The organism is Commensalibacter melissae (assembly GCF_009734185.1).
Classification (GTDB): Bacteria; Pseudomonadota; Alphaproteobacteria; order Acetobacterales; family Acetobacteraceae; genus Commensalibacter; species Commensalibacter melissae.
The window spans coordinates 1,773,011-1,793,400 of the sequence record NZ_CP046393.1 but is presented as its reverse complement, the minus strand read 5'-3'; the positions used below and the strand labels follow the sequence as shown (position 1 = coordinate 1,793,400).

General features: G+C 37.8%; 23 protein-coding genes. 13 read left to right on the top strand and 10 right to left on the bottom strand.

The genetic code is table 11. The annotated features are described in order from the left end of the window. Positions 1-62: 62 nt before the first annotated feature. Complete coding sequence (locus tag GN303_RS08000; RefSeq protein WP_110439059.1) at positions 63-1,439, top strand: dipeptidase; 1,377 nt, start codon at positions 63-65, stop codon at positions 1,437-1,439. On the opposite strand, the gene GN303_RS07995 is transcribed toward GN303_RS08000, so the two are convergent. Further along, positions 1,436-2,182, bottom strand: coding sequence for a methylenetetrahydrofolate reductase (locus GN303_RS07995; RefSeq protein WP_110439058.1), 747 nt, complete (start codon positions 2,180-2,182; stop codon positions 1,436-1,438). The genes GN303_RS08000 and GN303_RS07995 overlap by 4 nt on opposite strands. Positions 2,183-2,290: 108 nt before the next feature. Between GN303_RS07995 and GN303_RS07990 the strand changes: the two genes are divergently transcribed. Further along, positions 2,291-2,794 carry a lytic transglycosylase domain-containing protein gene (locus GN303_RS07990; protein ID WP_110439057.1) on the top strand — a complete coding sequence of 168 codons (504 nt, stop codon included), beginning with the start codon at positions 2,291-2,293 and terminating at the stop codon, positions 2,792-2,794. Positions 2,795-2,830: 36 nt separating this feature from the next. Here GN303_RS07990 and GN303_RS07985 read toward each other — a convergent pair whose 3' ends face one another. From GN303_RS07985 to GN303_RS07960, 6 genes are all read right to left on the bottom strand, one after another. Continuing rightward, on the bottom strand, positions 2,831-3,424 hold the full coding sequence (locus tag GN303_RS07985) for a hypothetical protein (protein ID WP_110439056.1): 594 nt from the start codon (positions 3,422-3,424) through the stop codon (positions 2,831-2,833). 174 nt (positions 3,425-3,598) lie between these two features. After that, on the bottom strand, positions 3,599-4,468 hold the full coding sequence (gene folD / locus GN303_RS07980) for a bifunctional methylenetetrahydrofolate dehydrogenase/methenyltetrahydrofolate cyclohydrolase FolD (RefSeq protein WP_110439055.1): 870 nt from the start codon (positions 4,466-4,468) through the stop codon (positions 3,599-3,601). Positions 4,469-4,519: 51 nt separating this feature from the next. Next, positions 4,520-5,830, bottom strand: coding sequence for a dicarboxylate/amino acid:cation symporter (locus GN303_RS07975; RefSeq protein ID WP_110439054.1), 1,311 nt, complete (start codon positions 5,828-5,830; stop codon positions 4,520-4,522). Between the two features lie 68 nt (positions 5,831-5,898). Further along, complete coding sequence (locus GN303_RS07970; protein WP_110439316.1) at positions 5,899-6,501, bottom strand: NUDIX domain-containing protein; 603 nt, start codon at positions 6,499-6,501, stop codon at positions 5,899-5,901. A gap of 26 nt (positions 6,502-6,527) precedes the next feature. Continuing rightward, positions 6,528-7,031 carry a protein-export chaperone SecB gene (locus GN303_RS07965; RefSeq protein ID WP_110439053.1) on the bottom strand — a complete coding sequence of 168 codons (504 nt, stop codon included), beginning with the start codon at positions 7,029-7,031 and terminating at the stop codon, positions 6,528-6,530. A gap of 77 nt (positions 7,032-7,108) precedes the next feature. Further along, the gene (locus tag GN303_RS07960) at positions 7,109-7,408 is read right to left on the bottom strand and encodes a hypothetical protein (RefSeq protein WP_110439052.1); all 300 of its coding nucleotides are present in this window, start codon (positions 7,406-7,408) and stop codon (positions 7,109-7,111) included. A gap of 193 nt (positions 7,409-7,601) precedes the next feature. Between GN303_RS07960 and GN303_RS07955 the strand changes: the two genes are divergently transcribed. The 3 genes from GN303_RS07955 to GN303_RS07945 are packed head-to-tail and all read left to right on the top strand — an operon-like array spanning position 7,602 to position 9,385. After that, positions 7,602-7,994 (top strand): LapA family protein, encoded by a 393-nt coding sequence (locus GN303_RS07955; RefSeq protein ID WP_110439051.1) that lies wholly within the window; start codon positions 7,602-7,604, stop codon positions 7,992-7,994. A gap of 52 nt (positions 7,995-8,046) precedes the next feature. Next, positions 8,047-8,748, top strand: coding sequence for an orotidine-5'-phosphate decarboxylase (gene pyrF, locus GN303_RS07950; protein ID WP_110439050.1), 702 nt, complete (start codon positions 8,047-8,049; stop codon positions 8,746-8,748). A 4-nt stretch (positions 8,749-8,752) separates the two neighbouring features. After that, positions 8,753-9,385 carry a phosphoribosylanthranilate isomerase gene (locus tag GN303_RS07945; RefSeq protein ID WP_110439049.1) on the top strand — a complete coding sequence of 211 codons (633 nt, stop codon included), beginning with the start codon at positions 8,753-8,755 and terminating at the stop codon, positions 9,383-9,385. 37 nt (positions 9,386-9,422) lie between these two features. Here GN303_RS07945 and GN303_RS07940 read toward each other — a convergent pair whose 3' ends face one another. Then, on the bottom strand, positions 9,423-9,614 hold the full coding sequence (locus GN303_RS07940; RefSeq protein WP_155565989.1) for a heavy-metal-associated domain-containing protein: 192 nt from the start codon (positions 9,612-9,614) through the stop codon (positions 9,423-9,425). Between the two features lie 109 nt (positions 9,615-9,723). On the opposite strand from GN303_RS07940, the gene GN303_RS07935 reads away from it, so the two are divergent. Beyond that, positions 9,724-11,946: a heavy metal translocating P-type ATPase gene (locus GN303_RS07935; protein WP_110439047.1), complete on the top strand. Its 2,223-nt coding sequence runs from the start codon at positions 9,724-9,726 to the stop codon at positions 11,944-11,946. A 50-nt stretch (positions 11,947-11,996) separates the two neighbouring features. On the opposite strand, the gene bioB is transcribed toward GN303_RS07935, so the two are convergent. Then, the gene (gene bioB, locus GN303_RS07930; protein ID WP_110439046.1) at positions 11,997-13,004 is read right to left on the bottom strand and encodes a biotin synthase BioB; all 1,008 of its coding nucleotides are present in this window, start codon (positions 13,002-13,004) and stop codon (positions 11,997-11,999) included. A gap of 54 nt (positions 13,005-13,058) precedes the next feature. Then, a complete protein-coding gene (locus GN303_RS07925; RefSeq protein WP_110439045.1) occupies positions 13,059-14,114 on the bottom strand; it encodes an acyltransferase family protein in 1,056 nt (351 codons plus the stop codon). Between the two features lie 108 nt (positions 14,115-14,222). Between GN303_RS07925 and GN303_RS07920 the strand changes: the two genes are divergently transcribed. The 7 genes from GN303_RS07920 to GN303_RS07890 all read left to right on the top strand — a co-directional run bounded on the left by GN303_RS07920 (position 14,223) and on the right by GN303_RS07890 (position 20,382). Further along, the gene (locus tag GN303_RS07920; RefSeq protein WP_110439044.1) at positions 14,223-15,221 is read left to right on the top strand and encodes an enoyl-CoA hydratase/isomerase family protein; all 999 of its coding nucleotides are present in this window, start codon (positions 14,223-14,225) and stop codon (positions 15,219-15,221) included. 101 nt (positions 15,222-15,322) lie between these two features. Beyond that, positions 15,323-16,150, top strand: a complete 828-nt coding sequence (locus tag GN303_RS07915) for an acyl-ACP desaturase (RefSeq protein WP_110439043.1) — start codon at positions 15,323-15,325, stop codon at positions 16,148-16,150. A gap of 34 nt (positions 16,151-16,184) precedes the next feature. Further along, entirely contained in the window at positions 16,185-16,946 is a 762-nt protein-coding gene (locus tag GN303_RS07910; protein WP_110439042.1) for a glycine betaine ABC transporter substrate-binding protein, read from the top strand. Then, positions 16,946-18,199 carry a class I SAM-dependent methyltransferase gene (locus GN303_RS07905; RefSeq protein ID WP_110439041.1) on the top strand — a complete coding sequence of 418 codons (1,254 nt, stop codon included), beginning with the start codon at positions 16,946-16,948 and terminating at the stop codon, positions 18,197-18,199. Before GN303_RS07910 ends, GN303_RS07905 begins: the two co-directional genes overlap by 1 nt. 24 nt (positions 18,200-18,223) lie before the next feature. Further along, the gene (fabD, locus tag GN303_RS07900) at positions 18,224-19,180 is read left to right on the top strand and encodes an ACP S-malonyltransferase (protein ID WP_408735535.1); all 957 of its coding nucleotides are present in this window, start codon (positions 18,224-18,226) and stop codon (positions 19,178-19,180) included. Between the two features lie 24 nt (positions 19,181-19,204). Then, positions 19,205-19,948 (top strand): 3-oxoacyl-ACP reductase FabG, encoded by a 744-nt coding sequence (fabG, locus tag GN303_RS07895; protein WP_110439040.1) that lies wholly within the window; start codon positions 19,205-19,207, stop codon positions 19,946-19,948. A gap of 191 nt (positions 19,949-20,139) precedes the next feature. Beyond that, positions 20,140-20,382: an acyl carrier protein gene (locus GN303_RS07890; RefSeq protein ID WP_110439039.1), complete on the top strand. Its 243-nt coding sequence runs from the start codon at positions 20,140-20,142 to the stop codon at positions 20,380-20,382. The last annotated feature ends 8 nt before the right edge of the window (positions 20,383-20,390 follow it).

Sequence of the window (20,390 nt, the reverse complement as noted above, 5' to 3'; positions counted from 1 at the left end):
ATTGGTTATTAAATAAAAAAGTATCTCTTTAAAATAAAATTTTATAATAATAGGAGTTTATTTTGCAATCAATTCTTTGCAATGTTGATCATAGGATAACAGAATCTCTTGATCGTTTATTCGAATTTTTACGCATTCCAAGTATTTCAGCTATTCCAAGCTATAACCAAGACTGTCGAAAGGCAGCACAGTGGTTACATGATTACTTGCGTAATATGGATTTGGATGTGCAGATTTGTGAAACTGGGGGACATCCAATCGTCATGGCAAATTCTCCTGAAATAAAGGGAGCCCCGCATGTTTTATTTTATGGACATTATGATGTACAACCTGTCGATCCACTGGAATTATGGGAAATACCACCTTTTGAACCTTGTATCCGAACCGACGCAACAGGAAAAGAGGTTATTCATGGGCGTGGATCATCAGATGACAAAGGTCAAATTCTTACTTTCCTGGAAGCCTGTCGTGCGATTTATATGAAAGACAAGCAATTTCCATTGAATATCACCTTTATCTTGGAGGGTGAAGAGGAAAGTGGAGGAGAACATTTATCTACCTTTTTAGCACAACAGAAAGAAATCTTACATCCTGATATTGCTTTTATTTGTGATACGGATATGGCTACTCCGGATGTGCCAGCAATCACTGCCATGGTTCGTGGCTTGGTTGGGGAAGAGGTTACCGTTTACGCGGCTAATCGGGATTTGCATTCGGGATTATATGGAAATGCCGCTCAAAACCCTATTCAGGTTTTGGCTGAAATTATTGCAGCATTACGTGATAATACAGGAAGGGTCACCATTCCAAATTTTTATGAAGGGGTGCCTGAAATTGCTGAAACGATTCGTCAAAAATGGCAGGAAATTGGTAAAACCGATAGTGAACTGCTTCATCCAATCGGTTTGCAATATCCGGCGGGTGAGATTGGATTCAATGCCGTTGAACAGACATGGTGTCGTCCTTCGTGTGAAATCAATGGAATTACGGGGGGATATGAAGGACATGGGTTTAAAACGGTTATTCCAGCTCAGGCTTCAGCCAAAATTTCTTTTCGCTTGGTTGGGGGACAGGATCCAATTCAAATTCGGAAAAATTTTCGGCAGTTTGTAAAATCGAGAATACCCGAAGATTGTAAAGTTGAATTTGTTTCTCATGGTGTTTCAAATGCAAGTATGGTTTCCCTTGAAGGAAAGAATTTAAGTAAAATTAGTCAAGCCCTCGAAGATGAATGGCTTCATAAAACAGTCATTATTGGCAGTGGAGGCGCCATACCTGTGGTTAATGATTTACAGCGTGAATTCGGAATAGAATCTTTTTTAATCGGGTTTGCAAATGCTGATGATTGCATTCATTCCCCGAATGAAAAATATAATCTTCGTTCATTTCATAAGGGGATACGATCTTGGATTCGAATTTTATATGCGTTGGGATACTAGTTTTGAAAAATTTCCTGTAATGGTGATAGATAGGTGGTTAATTTGACGCGTAAAGGCATTAAATAAGCATTTTGGTTTGTTTTTTTGATCATTTGTAAGGCTTTTTTTGCAAAATCAATGTTGGCCTGTAAACTTGTTTCAAAATTATGTGGAAAGACAACTTTGTTGGTAATTTCCCAATATGATTTCGATTTTGGTCCAATGACAGGTGATAAACCCCAAAAAACGGTTTTGTTGTGTAACCAATCCATACAGAGTTCAAGCATTTTCTCATCAAAAATGGGTTGTGTAAAAAAACCACTGGCTCCCGCTTCTTTTTTTGACAGGACATGTTCAAGTTCTTCCTTGGGAGAACGACGGTATGGGTCAAAGGCAGCATACAATTTCAGATGCGGGAGTTCCCTTCGATATCGTCTTAAAATGCTTTCAGTTGAATTGGGATATGTATGTTTGTTGAAATCGGAGGGAGGGTCTCCCTGAATAACCAGAATTTCTTGTAAATTATTGATATCATGGCCGGGCAATGGAAGATCGGGATTAATATCAATTGCTCTTATATGAGGAATGGAACGTGTATAATATGAAGAGGTAATCTGAAAAGCGTTCCAGCTTCTTAAAGAAAAACGCATGAGATCTGGAATATTGATGCTGTCGGCAATTGGGAAACATTCCTTGACTTGTTTCATGTCACTAATGATATGATTTCTATCTCTAGGAATTAATTCTACCGAGATTCGTGTCATAACGAATTCCTTGTAATGAAATAAATGGATTTGAAATAATAGATTTAATTTCTTTAATGTTAAAATTGTTAATATAAAAATAAAATAGAATAAAGTTAATTTAGTTAGATGGTTGCGACATATTTAAAATGTATGATGATGGTTGCTGCATTTCATCATTTGCCTTCCTCTGTTTTACCGGCAATACAACGTGTGGAGGGTGGGGCTCCTAATCTTGTCTCCAATAACAAGAATGGCACGCAGGATTTGGGGGTAATGCAGATCAATACACGTTGGATTGTTCCATTGATGGAAACAACACATGAAACTGGTCAAGTCATCTATCAACGATTAAAACAGGATAATTGTTATAATATAGCCGTGGCGGGGGCGATTCTTAAATTGTATCTTGCAGAGACAAATGGAAATTTAATGCAGGCGATTGGCAATTATCATTCTCATACACCTGATCTAAACAATCATTATCAGTTTCAAATCATTCAAGCCTCTTATTTGAACAATAATTCTTCAATAAGGAGAAAAAAAGCTGGAATATATCTCTCTCCTTATCAGCATCGTTTAATGAATGTAAAAAAAAGAAGAAAATTTAAAAAGAAAACCGTTAGAAACTGATTATTAATCTAGTTTTGAATTTATACAAAAATCAGCCTATCTGCTTATACTATTACCATGTGCTACGCGTTGAGTTTTGACTCTCGGACTTCGTTTTCGAGAGGATGCTACCGATGAGTTTTTTGGTTTTACAGTCGTTTTCTTGTTTGGTAATTTTGTTGTAACCTCAGATGCGGCATTCAAGGTTAATTTATCATAGGATGCAGTTTTTTTATCTTGTAATTGCTGGGGAGGTTCTGAATCACTGATTTTAAAACTTAAATTAATTTCAGATTTAGATTGTGGGTTGGGTTCGGTGGCAACCATATACGGAATATCGGTCCCGGTTGATAATTCCGTGCTTACCGTTGTAGAAGGTATAGGTGGTTGATCAGAAGCCCTGGGTAATCTCCCTTCCGCGGCACCATACATTATATAATGGATAAAAGGGTTAATAGTGCTTGCGGCAACATCAGGATAGGTATTCAGATAAAAGGTGGTATTAAAAAAACGGTTAGGATTTCGTCCCTCTCGAAATCCGAAAAACAGATAATGTTCAACAGGATCTGCATTGGCGGCTGCAATATCTGGATAGGTTTTTAAATACCAGGCTGAATCAAACAGTAAAGAGGGAAAATCAATTTCAGTCATTTTAATTGTTCACTTAAATATTATATTAGCAAGTTTTAGTTTCGTTTATAGAAAACAATCTAATAAATTGTAAACCGCTTTTAAATGATTTAGTTATTAATATTAATCAAGCGGTTTAAGAAATTATTGTTATATTATTGCAATAATTATAATAAGAAATAGTTCTGGTGTAAATTATTTTATCGTATTTCTTGCTGCTTGTAATGTATTATGCAACAAACAGGCAATAGTGACAGGACCGACACCACCAGGGACAGGTGTAATTTTTGCAGCTTTACCCAAAACCTCTTCAAAAGCGACATCACCTATCAGTTTGGTCTTGTTATCTTTTGTCGTGATACGGTTAATGCCGACATCTATAATAGTCGTACCTTCACTGATCCATGATCCCTTAACGAGCTCACTGCAACCAGTCGCAACAATAAGAATGTCTGCTTGACGGGCAAGTTTTTCAGGATTGCGTGTATGAATGTGGGCAATAGTTACAGTGCAACCTTCTTGTAATAAAAGTTGTGCCATGGGTTTGCCCATCAAGTTTGACGCTCCAATAATGACTGCATGTAATCCTTTCAAACTGGAAAGTTCTTTTTGCAATAACATTAGACATCCAAGTGGGGTGCAGGGTATAAATCCGTCTTTATGTCCGAGCGCAAGTTTTCCTGTATTATAGGCTGTCAAGCCGTCAACATCTTTATGAGGGGTGATTGCCTGAATAATGGTGTCTGCATTCAACCCTTTTGGAAGAGGTAGCTGTACGAGAATTCCATGAATATCAGGATCTTTATTCAATCTTGCAATTAGATTCAGGATTTCTTCTTGTGTGGTTGTTTCAGGAAGAAGATGCATGAACGAACGCATTCCCACCCTGTGTGTCTGTTTTGTCTTGTTTCTGACATATACCTCGCTGGCAGGGTCATTGCCGACCAAAATGACGGCAAGACCAGGGGTTATATTTTTTTCCTGCTGCAGCTGCTTGACTTCCAGAGCTATTTTCTGGGTCATGTTTGAGGCAAAGCTTTTGCCATCAATTAATTGCGTTTTCATAAGATATCAGTGACCTTTTTTATATTCAACTGTTTTTGGGGAAGGATAAAATTATATTGTCTCTTTTGTATTGTTTGCTCTGATGTCCCATTCATTAGCGATTGCTGCAATAATTCCATTACCCAAAACACTTGTTGCAGTTCTTGCCATATCAAGAAACTGATCAATTCCGACAATTAATAGCAGTCCGGCTTCGGGTATTCCAAAACCTGGCATGACAGCGGCGAGCATTACCATTGAGGCGCGTGGAACTCCTGCGATGCCTTTACTGCTGATCATCATGACCAGGAGCATCATGATTTGTTTTTCAATGGGCATATGAATACCATAGGCTTGTGCGATGAAAATGGCGGCAAATGAAATGAACATCATGGTTCCACAAAGGTTAAAGCTATAGCCTAAGGGAACGACAAAGCTAGATATTTTGGGTGGAACACCGAATTTTTCAAGTTGTTCAAGTAATCTTGGAAAGGCAGACTCACTACTGGCGGTTGCAAATCCCACCATTACAGGTTCGGCTATGAATGGAAGAAGTTTAAACACTTTTTTTCCCATCATGAAATAACCAGTTCCGATCAAAATAATGAACATGACGAGAATGACAGCATAAAACTCGATCAAAAACAGTCCATAGCTTTCAATTACGTGTAATCCATTACGGGTTGCTATTGAAAGAAGTGAAGCAAAGACAACCAATGGTACAATAATCATGACCATATCGGTGACTTTCAGCATAACTTTGCCTACTCCATCTGTTACATCTCTTACCAGTTGACATTGTTTGTCAGGTAAAGCGGCTAAAGACAAACCGAAAAAGACAGCGAAAACTACTAACTGTAACATATCGTTATGAGCCATTGCGTCAATGACACTATCAGGAACGATATGAAGTGTAAATTTAATAAGGTCAAAATGATAAATTGCATGAGATTCAGAGACAGGTGGTAAATTATGCGTAAAATTCTTGCCTGGCTGGATGATATTGGCGGCAAGCATTCCAACACCCAAGGAAACGATAGAGGCACCGATAAACCAAAAAATAACCTTGATCCCGATGGTTTTTATGGTTTTAGTATCTTGAACGTTCCCAATCCCGGCAATAAGCGTGGCCAGAACCAGAGGTGCCACGATCATCTTTATCAGGCGCAAAAACAAATTGACAATTAATTCAGACAAGGTCAGAATAAAATTTGATAACGTTATTGAGCCATTTGCTGACTTATAGATAATAACATCTCCAAAAGCATGACAGATCAACCCAAAAACAAGTCCCAAGATCATGGTGGAACCAATTGTAACCGCATGTTTGACAAGGGTACGTGATGTAGAAGGGTTATTATATTGGAGCTGGGTTTCTGCCATACTTTATATTTCCTCAAGTCATAAATTACACGATTAAATCTTTTTTTAGGTAACGATGGAAGAGAGAGTCAAACTAATTTTTTACTACGTAACAAACAGAATGCAGCGATTGTAACCATACAAGTTATTTGTCCGTTTTGAATCATTTCCTCAAATTGAGTTAACGGGATTGTATGACAGGTCATATGCAGTTCTGTCTCTTCGCGTTTCGGGGAATGTTGTGTTAAATCAGTTGCAAGGAAAACGTGACCTTTTTGGGTTGAATAGCCTGCCCCCTGATATAATATACCTCCATGTACCATATTGGCGGCACGCAAACCTGTTTCTTCCTCCAGTTCTCCGGCAGCAACCATCTCGGGGGTGGCATCTGGTTTTAATTCCCACATTCCCATCGGCAGTTCCCACATAAATTTACCCACAGGATATCGGTATTGTCGAATAAGGGTGACTATTTTAATTCCCTCATTATTAATATGCAGTGGTAAAATAACAGCGAATTCATTTCGTTCTACAACACCAAACATGCCTTTTAACCCGTTGGGATAGCGTATGATATCCTCACGGATTTTTAGCCAACGGTTTTCATAGGCAATACGTGATGATTCCGGAACAATCCCGCCTGGATCTGCTTGACCAATAATTTTTTTGTCCGTGTCTAGTTTTTGGGGCATTGTTGTATCCATTTTTGTAGGGTTTCTTAATCTTTGTTTTTCAGGGTGGATTTTTTTTCTTTCCATAATTCTGCGAAATCAATGGGTTGCAAAAGAATAGAGGGTAGATTGGATGTACGACTTATATTCAGGATGATATTGCGAATTTCTGGAAATAATAATTCTGGAGCATGTATCATCAACAATTCTTCTATATTGGCAGCCTTTAAAGTGGGAAGGGTCACAACTGCACCATATTGCAAGTCAATTTCAAAAATAGAAGTTGGTTCATCATCATCTTCAAGTTGTTTTTGACTGGTACAATTTAGGATAACGATAATTTCGAATTGGGGGTAATCCTTTTCAATTTGCTGGGCATTGACATTAACGGTTACGGTAATGTCGGATTTTGGAGATACCTTAAGAAAAACTTTGGGTGTATTAAAAATTTTTACGTTTAATTCTCGAATATATTCAATGTTGGTGACTAAATCCTTAACTGGGATGATAGGTAAAAAAAACGTTTTTTCTTCATGTTGTTTATTAGACATTGAGCATTCTCTTTTAAATTAAATATTTATAGGTATAAAATTATTAATAAATTGAATCGAAGGACCTGTTTATAAAATCAAATTGTTTTTTTTGAAAGTTTTTTTGAGGAAAGCAAAAAACCGAATACAGGCAAAGGTAGCCAATTTTTTGGAATCTCTGATTGGTGAATCGGGATTGTCAAATATTGTGGTACGGGTTGTTCATGATTGATTAGTAAATGTCTGTAGGCAGTAATTTCCTGTTTCCGCCATTCGCAATCCTGATATGCTTTTTCATAAGAATGATAAATATTAGCGATGTATCGTTTGTTTCCGATATAAAAAATGTTGGCCCATATTTTGTTCTTTATTTTTTTAAATGAAACAATTTCATGCATAGCTTTTTGATTTATATAAGAAAAAACGATTTATCTTTTTATAACTATATGGTTATTTTTTGTTTTTTTTAAATTATTATTTTAAATGTTTTTTTTATCTGGATTAAAATTCCTTATTTATGTAAGGGTTTGTGTATTATATACTGGTCATATTCATAATGTTTGATTATGGTTGGGTTAGGGAGATCATATCGTGTTGCGATTAATTATCGTTGTACCATTCCTGGTACTTTTAATTATCTTTTTCTTGTTAAATATGACGCCTGTGCCAATGAATTTCTTTTCTGCTAATTGGCAAAGTTCTGTTGGAATGATTGTATTGCTGGCTGGAATCATTTCTTTTGCAATAGGAGCTTTAACAGTTTTCACCTCCTTGGTCAGTCAATGGAAAAGAGCCAGAAAGGCAGAACAGAAAATACGTGATTTGGAAACACAGTTAAATGAATTGCGGGCCCAGTATATAGCCCTGACTCAACAGAATACAACGCAGCAGGGAACAGGACAGAATGGGACCCCAGTTCCAACAGCAACGTCTGCCCTTTCCCCTGACAGGGTTGAACCTTCGCAACAGAATTCAGAAGAATAGATTTATTTCCACATATTATAATAAATAATTGATAGATCACTTAAGAAAAATAATGACAAAAACCGGCTTGATTCTTGCGATTGATACAAAAGATTATGATTTGGCTGAGCAATGGGCTCAAATTGCTGATTTAACAGGGCAAATGATTAAAATAGGTATGGAGTTTACCTACGCTTGCGGTTTTGATGCGGTCAGGAAACTGGCTAGGGGTCGGCAAGTTTTTCTTGATCTGAAACTGCATGATATTCCCAATACCGTTGCATCTGCAATTGCCAGTTTGGTTTCTGTAAAACCAGCCATGTTGACTATTCATACGTTGGGCGGAAAAGATATGATTAAAGCCGCACGTAAGGCAATAGATGTCAATTTTCCTGAAAATCAGAAACCGTTATTACTTGGGGTTACGGTTCTGACCAGTATGGATCAGGAGAATTTAAATAGTGTAAATCTTCATACGACACCTCTTGAACAAGTAATGAAACTGGCAGGAATGGCTTTGGACGCTGGTGTCGATGGTCTTGTTTGTTCACCCGAGGAAGTTGCAACTCTGCGTAAGTTTTATGAAGATAAAGTTGTATTAGTGGTACCGGGAATAAGGTTGGAAAATGCCAAAACAGATGATCAAAAACGAATCATGACACCCGCGTTGGCACATAAGGCGGGTGCAAATTGGATTGTAGTGGGTCGGCCAATAACACAGTCAGCTAATCCACAACAGGTTGCTGAGGAAATCATTTGTCAGTTACAAGATTAATTTTATGGTTTCTATCAAGATATGTGGTGTAAGAGAAACGGCGACTTGTGATTTATTGTTAAAATTACGGGTCAATTGGGTGGGATTGGTTTTTTATCCAGCGTCTCCGCGTTTTTTATCTGTTACCCAAGCGAGACAGTTGCCTGATTATGGTAAGGAAGGTCTGTTAAGGGTTGGTTTGTTTGTTAGGCCAAAATTAGATGATATAAGAAGAATTCTTGACAAGGTTCGGCTGGATATTCTGCAACTTTATTGTTCTGACAAACAGGCGGAAACTATTCGAGAGGAAATCGGTCTGCCAGTTTGGTTGGCAAGAGGCGTTAAAACGCGTGATGATTTGCTTGAACCTTCCCAGGTTGATGGAATGGTGATTGAGGCACCATTTTATGAATCGGATACAAGACCGGGCGGTAATGGACGCAAGTTTGATTGGTCCCTGACTAAAAACTGGAACCCGGCAAAGCCATGGTTGCTGGCAGGTGGATTAACACCCGATAATGTGCAAGAAGCCATTCAGCAGTCAGGTACAGAGGCAATTGATGTCTCATCAGGGGTTGAATCTGAACCGGGGAAAAAGGATCCAATCCTAATTCAACAGTTTGTAAAAAATGCCAGACAAGAATATAATTGCGAATAATTATTATTTAACCTGAAATGCCCATTATGGGATTATTTCAAGAAAGGGTGTATCCTTCCTCTTCAATCGCTTTTTTGAGTTCATTCTCATTGACCGAACCGGTGATTTTTAATGTTCCGGTTTTCAAGTCGACATTGGCCTCCTGAACATCTGGAAGGGCTTCAACGGCTTCTTTTACAGCGTGGACACAATGTTGACATGTCATTCCTTCGACATGATATATTTTCATGATGAAAATCCTATTTAGTTAATGACTATGAAAGTTAATTATTATAGCATGTTTTATATTTTATACTAATTCTTATTTGCATACCGATAAAGTGTAGGATTGGTCGATCATGTCTGCAGCATTGGAAAATAAAGGAATTGATTTTGTAATTCGTGGAATGACATGTGCATCTTGTGTCAGACGTGTTGAGAAAGTCATTAAGCGTGTTGCAGGAGTTGAAGATGTCAATGTGAATCTGACATTGGAACAGGCCAGGGTCATTCCAAAACCAGCTATCCAACAACAAAATTTAATTGCTGAGATTGAGACGGCTGTCACAAAGGCTGGTTATCATGCGGAATGGCTTGATCCTGGTCATGCAGCTATCAACCTGAATGGGGATCGTGATGAAAAGGATTTATATCATTGGATTATCGCGGCCTTATTTTCCGCACCATTATTGGGTTCAATGATTGCTGGCGGTTTCAACCATCATTGGATGCTTCCAGGCTGGGTTCAGTTTTTATTGGCAACTCCTGTGCAATTCTGGTTGGGAAAACCATTTTATATTGCTGCTTATCGTGCGGTAAAATCAGGAAATGGAAATATGGATTTGCTGGTGATACTTGGTTCAGGTACCGCCTGGATTCTGAGCACATGTTTATTGCTTTCATGGTTGTTGGGTTATTGCAAGGTTGAGCCTGATCTTTATTATGAAAGCGCCTCATTGATTATAACCTTTATTTTACTGGGGCACTGGTTGGAAAAGCGGGCAAGATATAAAGCCGTTGATTCAATTAGGGCATTACAGGCTCTGCGTCCTGATACAGCTTGTAAACTGGTTGATGACAAAGAAATATCAGTTTGCCTGGATCAATTAATGGTTGGTGATCAGGTTGTTGTTCGTCCAGGTGAAACAATTCCTTGTGATGGGACGGTCATACAGGGTGAAAGTGCAGTTGATGAGTCGATGCTGACTGGGGAAAGCCTGCCAATCGAGAAAAAAATTGGGGATAAAGTTACTGGTGGTTCATTAAATGATAATGGGCGTTTATCAATTAAGGTTGAAAAAACCGGGAGACAGACAAGATTGTCCGCTATTATCCAATTGGTTGAAAATGCACAAGCCTCCAAGGCGCCAATCCAAAAAATGGTGGATCGGATAAGCAGTATTTTTGTACCTGTTGTTATTATTCTAGCATTATTAACCTTTCTGGGTTGGTGGTTGATAAACGGTTTTTTTGTAATAGGGTTAATGCATGCCGCTGCCGTATTGGTGATTGCCTGTCCTTGTGCATTGGGTTTGGCAACGCCGACAGCTTTAGCTACTGGATGCGGGGCAGCAGCTCGTTCTGGTATTTTAATTCGTGATGCTGAAACTTTAGAGAGAGCGGTGCATGTCAAAAAGGTGGCATTTGATAAAACAGGAACCCTAACAGAAGGAAAACTGTCAGTCGTTTCAATTGTTTCTTTATCCGATTTTTCAAAAAAAGAAATTCTCTATTATGCAGCCAGTTTGTCTTTATCAAGCGAACACCCCTTGGCAAAGGCACTGCTATCTGAAGCCTCCTCTTATACTATTTCTTTGAAACAACCAGAAGAATTCCGGGTTATAAAAGAACAGGGACGTGGTATCATGGGAAAGATAAAAGAACGGGTTTTCTTATTGGGCAATCAGCGGATGGTTGAATCGCATGGGTGTAAAATTCCTGATGTGCCGTCAGAAATCCGATCATCAACTTTATCCTGGCTTCTTGAGAAGATGCAAGATTCCTATCGTTTATTGGGTATTATAGCTTTTGAGGATCATGTACGGTCTGGTTCGGTAGAGGCGGTTCGACGATTGAAAGAGCATTCAATCCAATCAATTATGTTGACGGGGGATAATGAAGCTGTCGCCAAAAAAATTGGTAATATATTGAGAATAGATGACGTTAAAGCGAATCTGACACCAGAAGATAAACAACAGTTTATCAAGAAACATGGTTCAAAGGGTATCGATCATCAGTCAATTGCCATGGTTGGAGATGGAATAAATGATGCTCCGGCCTTGGCAGAGGCGGATCTTGCCATTGCAATGGGCGAGGGGACGGATGTGGCGGCCGAGGTGGCTGGGATCGTATTGATGCGGAATAATCCTGAATTGGTCGCTGATACGTTGAACATTGCCAAAAGAACTCATCAGCGTATCAAGGAAGGGTTGTTTTGGGCGTTTATCTATAATATTATCGGTATTCCTTTGGCAATGCTCGGATTTTTAAATCCGGCTATTGCAGGGGGAGCCATGGCTTTAAGTAGCGTATGTGTTGTTATGAACGCTTTAAGGTTATTACGCTGGAAAGCAAGAATCTAGATAAGATTTCCAAAATTCAAAATCTTAATTCTTATAGTAGTGTTGTTAATTTAGGTTATGGCCCGGTTTTGCTGGTTGGCAATTTGCAGTCCTAATTTGTTGAATAAGGTCAAATCACTGCTTTTTTCTGGATTGGGACAGGTTAGCAAACGTTCACCCAGAAAAATAGAATTGACTCCAGCCAGATAGCACAAGGTCTGCATTTCATTACTCATCTCCGTTCTGCCGGCTGCCAATCGAACATAGCTTTCAGGCATCGTGATTCGGGCGACAGCAATTGTACGAATAAAATCAATAGGATCTATGGGGTCTGCATTACCCAAAGGTGTTCCTTTGACGCGGATAAGCATATTGATAGGCACGCTTTCCGGATGTCTGGGTAAATTGGCAAGGGTTGCAATCATGCTGACACGGTCTGCTTCATCTTCATTCATTCCGAGAATACCTCCACAACATACTTTGATACCGGCATCACGAACAAAAGCGAGGGTATCCAGACGATCCTGATATGTACGGGTTGAGATGATCTTTTCATAATGTTCTTCAGAAGTATCAAGATTATGATTATAATAATCCAGTCCAGCGTTTTTAAGTTTTTCAGTTTGTTCCAGATTAAGCATTCCTAAGGTTACGCATGTTTCCAGCCCAAGATTTTTAATGCCTTCTATCATGGCACAAACGGTCTCGAGATCGTGATCTTTCGGGGAACGCCAGGCGGCACCCATACAAAAACGTGTCGCACCTTCCGCTTTGGCAGCGCGTGCTTTTTCAAGCACTTTTTCAACGGACATAAGACGGTCTGCCTTAATTTTTTCTTCATGTTTTGCACTTTGTGGACAATAAGCACAGTCTTCGGGACATCCTCCACTTTTGATCGAGAGCAAGGTTGAAACCTGAATTTGTGTTGGATCGAAATTTAATCGGTGGGCAGTTTGTGCTTGGTAAATAAGCTCGGGCAACGGGAGCTGAAACAAAGAAGCGATTTCCTCCTTGGTCCAGTCGTGACGAATTGGAAAATTATTAAAAATCGTTGTTGAGAAATCTCTTTTAAGCGGCATATATAAGTCCTTAATTTATCATAAATAATTTTACGAGATTACTGAAAATTGGTTTTAAGTATTATTTTTGTATCGTAGAAGTTGTAGGCAAGGTTTATCAACAAATTGATAAATTATATATGCAGATGTTAATATGCAAAATATATAAATGACGATATTAATTCCTTTTGTGGTATGTAAATGAAAATATTTTGAACAGATATTTATCCAAATAGGATGAATTAGGTAAATAGAATATGAAATATCTCCTAAAAATTTTGCAAAATTATTAGAAGTTATTTTGTAAATAATTCCAGTTTTAAAAGACAAGAGATAGATAAATATAGCGAATAAAAAAGGAGCTATAAATTCATTATTTCTATTATAATTTAATTTTAAGTAAGTCATAGAAAATAAAAGAATTATAAAAAGTTGAAAAAAAGAAATTATAAAATTGTTTGGTTTAAAATTAATCTTAATAAATATTAAATAAGTAAGAATTCCTAGTGAATATTCTAATAAACATCTAATAATTGCATAATCTATAAATAAATTATACAGCCTATGATGCGCATCCATATAGTTTATAGAGGTTTGATTTAATACAATTAAACAATATAAGATTACTAGAATTAAAACAGGAAATATCAAATGCGTAAATTTATCTAATAATGTTACAAATATTGGAAAAATTATTATTCCAACCCAAAGTTCAGCTGAAATAGTATATGAAATTCCTATTGGTTCAAAAGGTATTGAAGGGTGAAGCGTATTTAAAGGAATCATTTCTGAAATAGTTAATATTTTAAACCAATCAAATAAATTAGGTTGAGTGATATTATTAAAAATATTAAATACATAAGAAATAACTACGCAAACGATATATACTGGAAAAAGTCTTAGATAACGTTTAAAAGCAAAATTTATAGAGTTAAATTTTTCTCTTTTTTGATAAACGGAATGACAAATGACAAAACCACTGAGAACCAAAAAAAAATCAACAGCTAAAACAAAAGAACAAGGAATTATTGGTTTATGGTTCCAATAAAAAAAATGTCCACAAGCGACAAATAAAGCCATAATTCCACGAAAACAATCAAGGGATACATTTCTTTTATGGAGTAAGTCCATGACGCAACCTTATAAAAATATACTTTCAAACTATTAACTTTTATAAACTTTTTTAAATTGTTATCAATATTTATGAATAATTATAAATTTTTGTTGGATATATTTTAAGTGTCTAATTTAGTTGTAGTACAAAAAAGAAATTATGTTGGTGTATTAACATTGAATAGACCACAAGCATTGAATGCGATTGATGATGTGTTACAAAATCAAATATTAGATGTTTTAGAAAAGTGGAAATTCGATTCGCGTATTTATATTATTTTAATTAATAGTAGTAGTGAACGAGCTTTTTGTGCTGGTGGTGATATTCGGAAAATTGCTGATTTAGTTCGTTCAGGTAAAAAACAAAAAGGTTTAGAAATTTTTAAATATAATTATGTATTAGCTAATTATATACTACATTATTCTAAGCCCATTATTTCAGTAATGGATGGCATTACCATGGGGGGAGGTATAGGATTAGGAGCGTTTGCTACATATCGTTTTGTTACTGAACGTTCTATTTTAGCAATGCCAGAAGTGATGATCGGATTAACCCCAGATGCAGGTAGTTCTTTTTTATTTCAAAATGCTCCAGGTTTTTCTGGATTAAGGGCTATGTTAACGGGACAACGTTTTAATGGTAACACTGCTATTAAGTTGGGGTTTGCAGATTATATGATTTATTCAAGTGAATTAGAACTTTTTTTACAAAAATTAACAGAATTACAGCCAAATGAAATTAATTTTTTTCTTTCAACATATAAGCAATCCTATGAATTTGATAATAAAACTTTAAAACAAATTGCTGATATTTATCAAGCTTCTTCTGTAGCAAAGATTATTGAGAAATTGCGAAAAAGTAAATATAATTGGGCCGTATGTGATTTTAAAACTATATTAAAAGCTTGTCCATTTTCTTTAGAGGTAACTTATAGAGCTTGGCATTTGAAATTACCAACTCAAGAAGCTGTTTTAACACGCGATTTATTGTTAGTTAGTCATCTTATCCAACGGGCCGATTTTTTAGAAGGGGTGAGGGCTGCAGTTATTGACAAGGATCATAACCCAAAATGGAATCAGGCGCCAATTTCAGAGTCCGAGATTAATTCCTGTTTTGACTATTGAATTTAATAAAAATATCTAGTCATTTTCTCATACTACGGTTTACTATAGTCGTTTTATAATTTCTTAATTAAAAATAAAATTGATAAGGAAAGCGTGGCACTATGAAACATTGGGATATTGAACAGGTTAACTGGGATAAATTTGACCCTTCATTAATAGATGCTGATATTGTTCCTTTGATAAAAACAGCTGCTGTTGTTGAACGAAATAGTGTAGACTATACGGTTTATTTGACTAATGTATTTGGTCATGATCCTGAATTGACAAAGCTTTTCAGGAAATGGGAAGATGAAGAGGTGCAACATGGTGAAACATTGGGACGATGGGCCATGATGGCTGATCCTGCTTGGAATTATCAGGAAAGTTATAAGCGTTTCAGAAATTTTTATAAAATTGACTTAAAGACGGATCACTCAATCCGTGGATCACAGGCGGGAGAATTTATCGCCCGGGCTATGGTTGAGGTTGGCACTTCATCTTATTACAGTGCCTTGGCAGATTATGTAAAGGAACCTGTCCTGAAGGAGATATGCAGACGGATTGCTGGAGATGAATATCGTCATTATAAATTGTTTTATGATTATGCTAAATTATATTTGAAATCTCAAAAGCTCTCCAGGTTGCAACGAGCCAGGATTGCCTTGGGTCGTATAATTGAAAGTCAGGATGATGAGCTTGCCTCGGCCTTTCATGCCACCAATGAGCCCCATGGAATGCCATATAATCATAAACGATGTATAGCCCTTTATATGGAAAAGGCCATGTCATTATATAAAATCCATCATATTGTCAGGGTGGTTAATATGGTTTGTAAGGTTATTGGGTGGATGCCTTCAGAAAAATGGCAAAGATATTTGTCTAAATTGATACTAATGATTATTAATAAACAACAGAAAGCCTATACCAAACAAGTTTTATCTATAATATAACAATTTTCTGAACAAGAGTGGGACATTAACAGGGATGAATTCTTTAAAGCTTGGTTTTTTTGATAATTTGATACATGAAGCAACAGCAGCGGTTATAACACGTGTGTTAGAGGCCCATGGAATAACGGATATAGAATTAATTACCGGTGAATGTAAGGATTTGATACTGGAGCTGACTGCTGGGAAAATTGATTTGTTTGTAAGTGTATGGTTGCCTGATATTCATGCCGATATCATTCAATCCAACCCGAATTTCAAGGTGATTGGAAATCTTTATCAACCCTCTATTTCTTTTGCTTTGCCAAAAAATTTTCAAGAACATGTAGGTTCTATTGATCAACTTATAACAGCTTCATTTCTTCATCGTGAAATCACGGTATGTGAAACTTTGCAGGTTTTCGCAAATAAAATCATGAAAGAATATGGTTTGATCAAGGCTGGTTATCAATTGAAATCTATTGCAGATGAAGAGACGTTGACTCATTATCAGGAAATAATCCACTCACAAGAACCCGAGTTAATGATGCTTTATGAGCCGGCATTGTTCACGGATTCAGGAAATTTTTATCGTCTGAGGGAATCCGAGAATATTTTTATACGGAAACAAAAAGCGGCCATGCTATTAAACCCCAATTGGATTCAGCGATTTGGGGGTGACTTGATTGATGAACTTGAGGAAATGATGTTGGGTAATCAGATTGTTCAGTTCATGGAAAATGCAATACGCAATCAGGGGATGAGTGCCGATGAGGCGGCAGAAGCTTGGCAGCGTGGTAAATTGGTTGTAAGAGCATAATGGCCCATAAAAATGATCAGCAAGATTTGGGATTGGCAAGGCAATATGAGGCCTATCCGTATCCCGAACGCAATCCAAAGGATGAAACCAAACGCTTATTAATAGGCAGTCCAAGCCATTTGAATGAAATTGATTATTGGGTATTTGGAGGATATCGTTCTTATACGCAACCATTAAGGATTTTGATTGCTGGTTGTGGAACCGGTGATGCAGCAATCATGGTGGCTCAACAAATGGCACGACACCAACGTTCTGGTGAAGTGATCTGTTTGGATCGGGCCGAGGCAGTTTTGAAAATTGTTAAAGGACGGGCAGCTACACGGAAATTGAGTAATATCCGTTATGTTCAGGGTTCAATTCTTGAATTGCCAGATTTAAATCTCGGGTTGTTTGATTATATTGATTGTTGTGGTGTTTTGCATCATTTGCCTGATCTTGCTGCTGCCCTGCAAATATTAAGGGAACAACTAAATCCTGGCGGCGGGATGGGATTGATGGTTTATGCTCCCTATGGTCGTACTGGCGTTTATATGGTGCAGGAAGCATTATCCAAACTGACCTCTTTGTCAGATCCACCAGTAAAGCGTTTGGATGTTGCAAAAAGAATCATGAAGCATCTTCCATCGACTGCCTGGCTCAGATTTAATGGAAATTTTGGTGATCATTTAACTGGAGGTGACGCTGGTCTGTATGATCTTTTATTAAACCCGCGTGACCGATCCTATAAAATTGCTGAACTATGGGATCTGTTGGATAAAAATGAGTTGGCGGTAAACTGTTTGGTGGAGCCTGCGCGTTATGATCCTGCTTATTTAATAACAGATCCAAAGATCAGAGAAAAATTCAGGCAGTTTGATATAAGAACACAGGCTAGTCTGGCTGAATCTTTGGCTGGGAATATGTCAACGCATGTTGTGTATGTGCGTCGCGCGGAGGATAATATACAATTTGCTGATCCATGTGCCTCTGATTCAATTCCTTTTATGCGGGAAACGCCTGGAGAAATACTTGCCAATCAGATTTTACCATCCAATCTGCTTCCTTATTCTTTTGGAATGTTGACGATTATGCTTCCTTTACCTGCACAGGCACGCGGGTTTTTGGGACTTGTTGACAATCGCCGTTCGGTTGGAGAAATAATTGAGATTGTCAAAAAACGGGGTATTGAGGAACACCGTATTTTACCTTTGTGGAAGCAGACTTTTGAAATTTTACGAAGTATTAACCAGCTTTTTGTAAGATCTGCCGTTTAATTTATTTTATTGGAATCATCTATTATGAAATGTGCATTTTTATTCCCCGGTCAGGGAAGCCAATATGTTGGTATGGGTAAGGCATTGGCTGAAGCATTTCCAATTGCCAGAGAAGTCTATGAAGCGTTGGATGAAACGTTAAAGCAGCCATTATCCAAAATTATGATGGAGGGGCCTGTGGAAGCGTTGACTTTAACGCAAAATACACAACCTGCATTAATGACACATTCCATGGCCGTAATCAGGGTTTTGGAAAAAGAATTTAATATTGATGCCAATCATCTGGTTTCAATGGCAGCAGGACATTCCTTGGGTGAATATTCTGCTCTTTGTGCTGCCAATGTGTTTGATTTTGTTACAACTGTCAATTTGTTACGGACGCGCGGCAGTGCAATGCAAAATGCGGTACCGGTTGGTCAGGGAGCAATGGCTGCACTTATAGGCGTCACGATTGGACAGGTTCAGGATTTATGTAAACAGGCCACGCAGGGAAATTCGGTTGTTGTAGTTGCCAATGATAATGGTGCGTCTCAGGTTGTGGTTTCTGGTCATATGGACGCGATTGAACGGATTATAGCCATAGCCAAGGAAGCTGGTATCCGTAGAGTTGTTAAATTGCCTGTGTCAGCACCATTTCATAGTCCGTTAATGGAACCCGCTGCCCGGGAAATGCGGGATGCCTTGGCTAAAACAAATCCCAAACCATTTAATTTTCCTGTTATCGCAAATATAACCGCCTGCCCTTATGAAAATTCTTCTTCTTTTGTCAGGGATTCATTGGTTAGACAAATAACAGGTTCTGTAAGATGGGCAGAAACTATGCGATATATGATTGATCAGGAAGTTGATTTTTTTGTTGAAGTTGGTGCAGGTAAGGTTTTGTCTAAAATCATGCAGCGTACTGCACGGGATAGCAAGGTTTGTTCTGTTGATACACCTGCAGATCTTGAAGAATTTGCAAAAATTCTTTCTGCTTTTTAAAAGAACACAAGGATTATGAAGATTATGTTCAGACTAGATAATAAGGTAGCGTTGGTTACTGGTGCCTCGGGTGGAATTGGTCAAGCGATTGCCAAGGCATTTGTTCAGCAAGGGGCAAGGGTTGTTTTGTCGGGAACCAGGGAAAACGTTTTAAGAGAGGTTCAAAAAGAGTTGGGTGAACAGAACGCATTTGTTCAAACAGCCAACCTCAAGGATCAGGAATCTTTAAAAGCGCTTATCCCGAATGCAGAGAGGCAGGCAAATGCACCTGTCGATATCCTGGTTAATAGTGCCGGATTAACGCGGGACAATCTTTCAATCCGAATGAAGGAATCGGAATGGTCCGAGGTTCTGGATGTGGATTTGTCTGTGCCCTTCCAATTATGTCAGATTGCGTTAAAGGGAATGGTTCGCCGGCGTTCAGGACGCATTATCAATATCGCTTCGATCATTGGGTTTATTGGTAATGTTGGTCAGGCCAATTATTCAGCTGCAAAAGGCGGATTAATCGCTATGAGTAAAAGTCTGGCGTTAGAAGTGGCGAAAAAAGGCGTTACCGTTAATGTTATTGCCCCCGGTTTTATTGAAACACCAATGACTGCCGTATTATCAGAAGAGCAACAATCTAGATTATTACAAAGAATTCCAAGAAATAGAATGGGACAGGTGGAGGATGTTGCATCCGCAGCTGTCTATCTGGCTTCTGAAGAGACAGATTGGGTTACTGGAACATGTTTGCATGTTAACGGTGGCATGTATATGGTGTAAAGATCCTTGCTTTGTGAACCATTTGAACATTTTATAAAATTATAATATTGCTTTTGCTTGGTTATTTGGGGGAAATGTGATATTTCCCCAATACCATTGTGATAAAATCGTATAAAGTTCTAAAAATTCTTTGGAACTTTGGTAATATAGTATAAACATGTAAGCTTTATAGCTGTAAAAGGACGAATATAATGAGTGAAATTGCTGACAAAGTAAAAAAAATTGTTGTTGAACATCTTGGTGTTGAAGAATCAAAGGTAACGCCTGAAGCTTCCTTTATTGATGACTTGGGTGCGGACAGCTTGGATACAGTTGAACTTGTTATGGCTTTTGAAGAGGCTTTTAATGTGGAAATTCCTGAGGATGCCGCAGAAAAGATTGCAACAGTCAAGGATGCTATCGATTATATTGAAAAACAGAAACAAGCATCTTAATTAAAAGT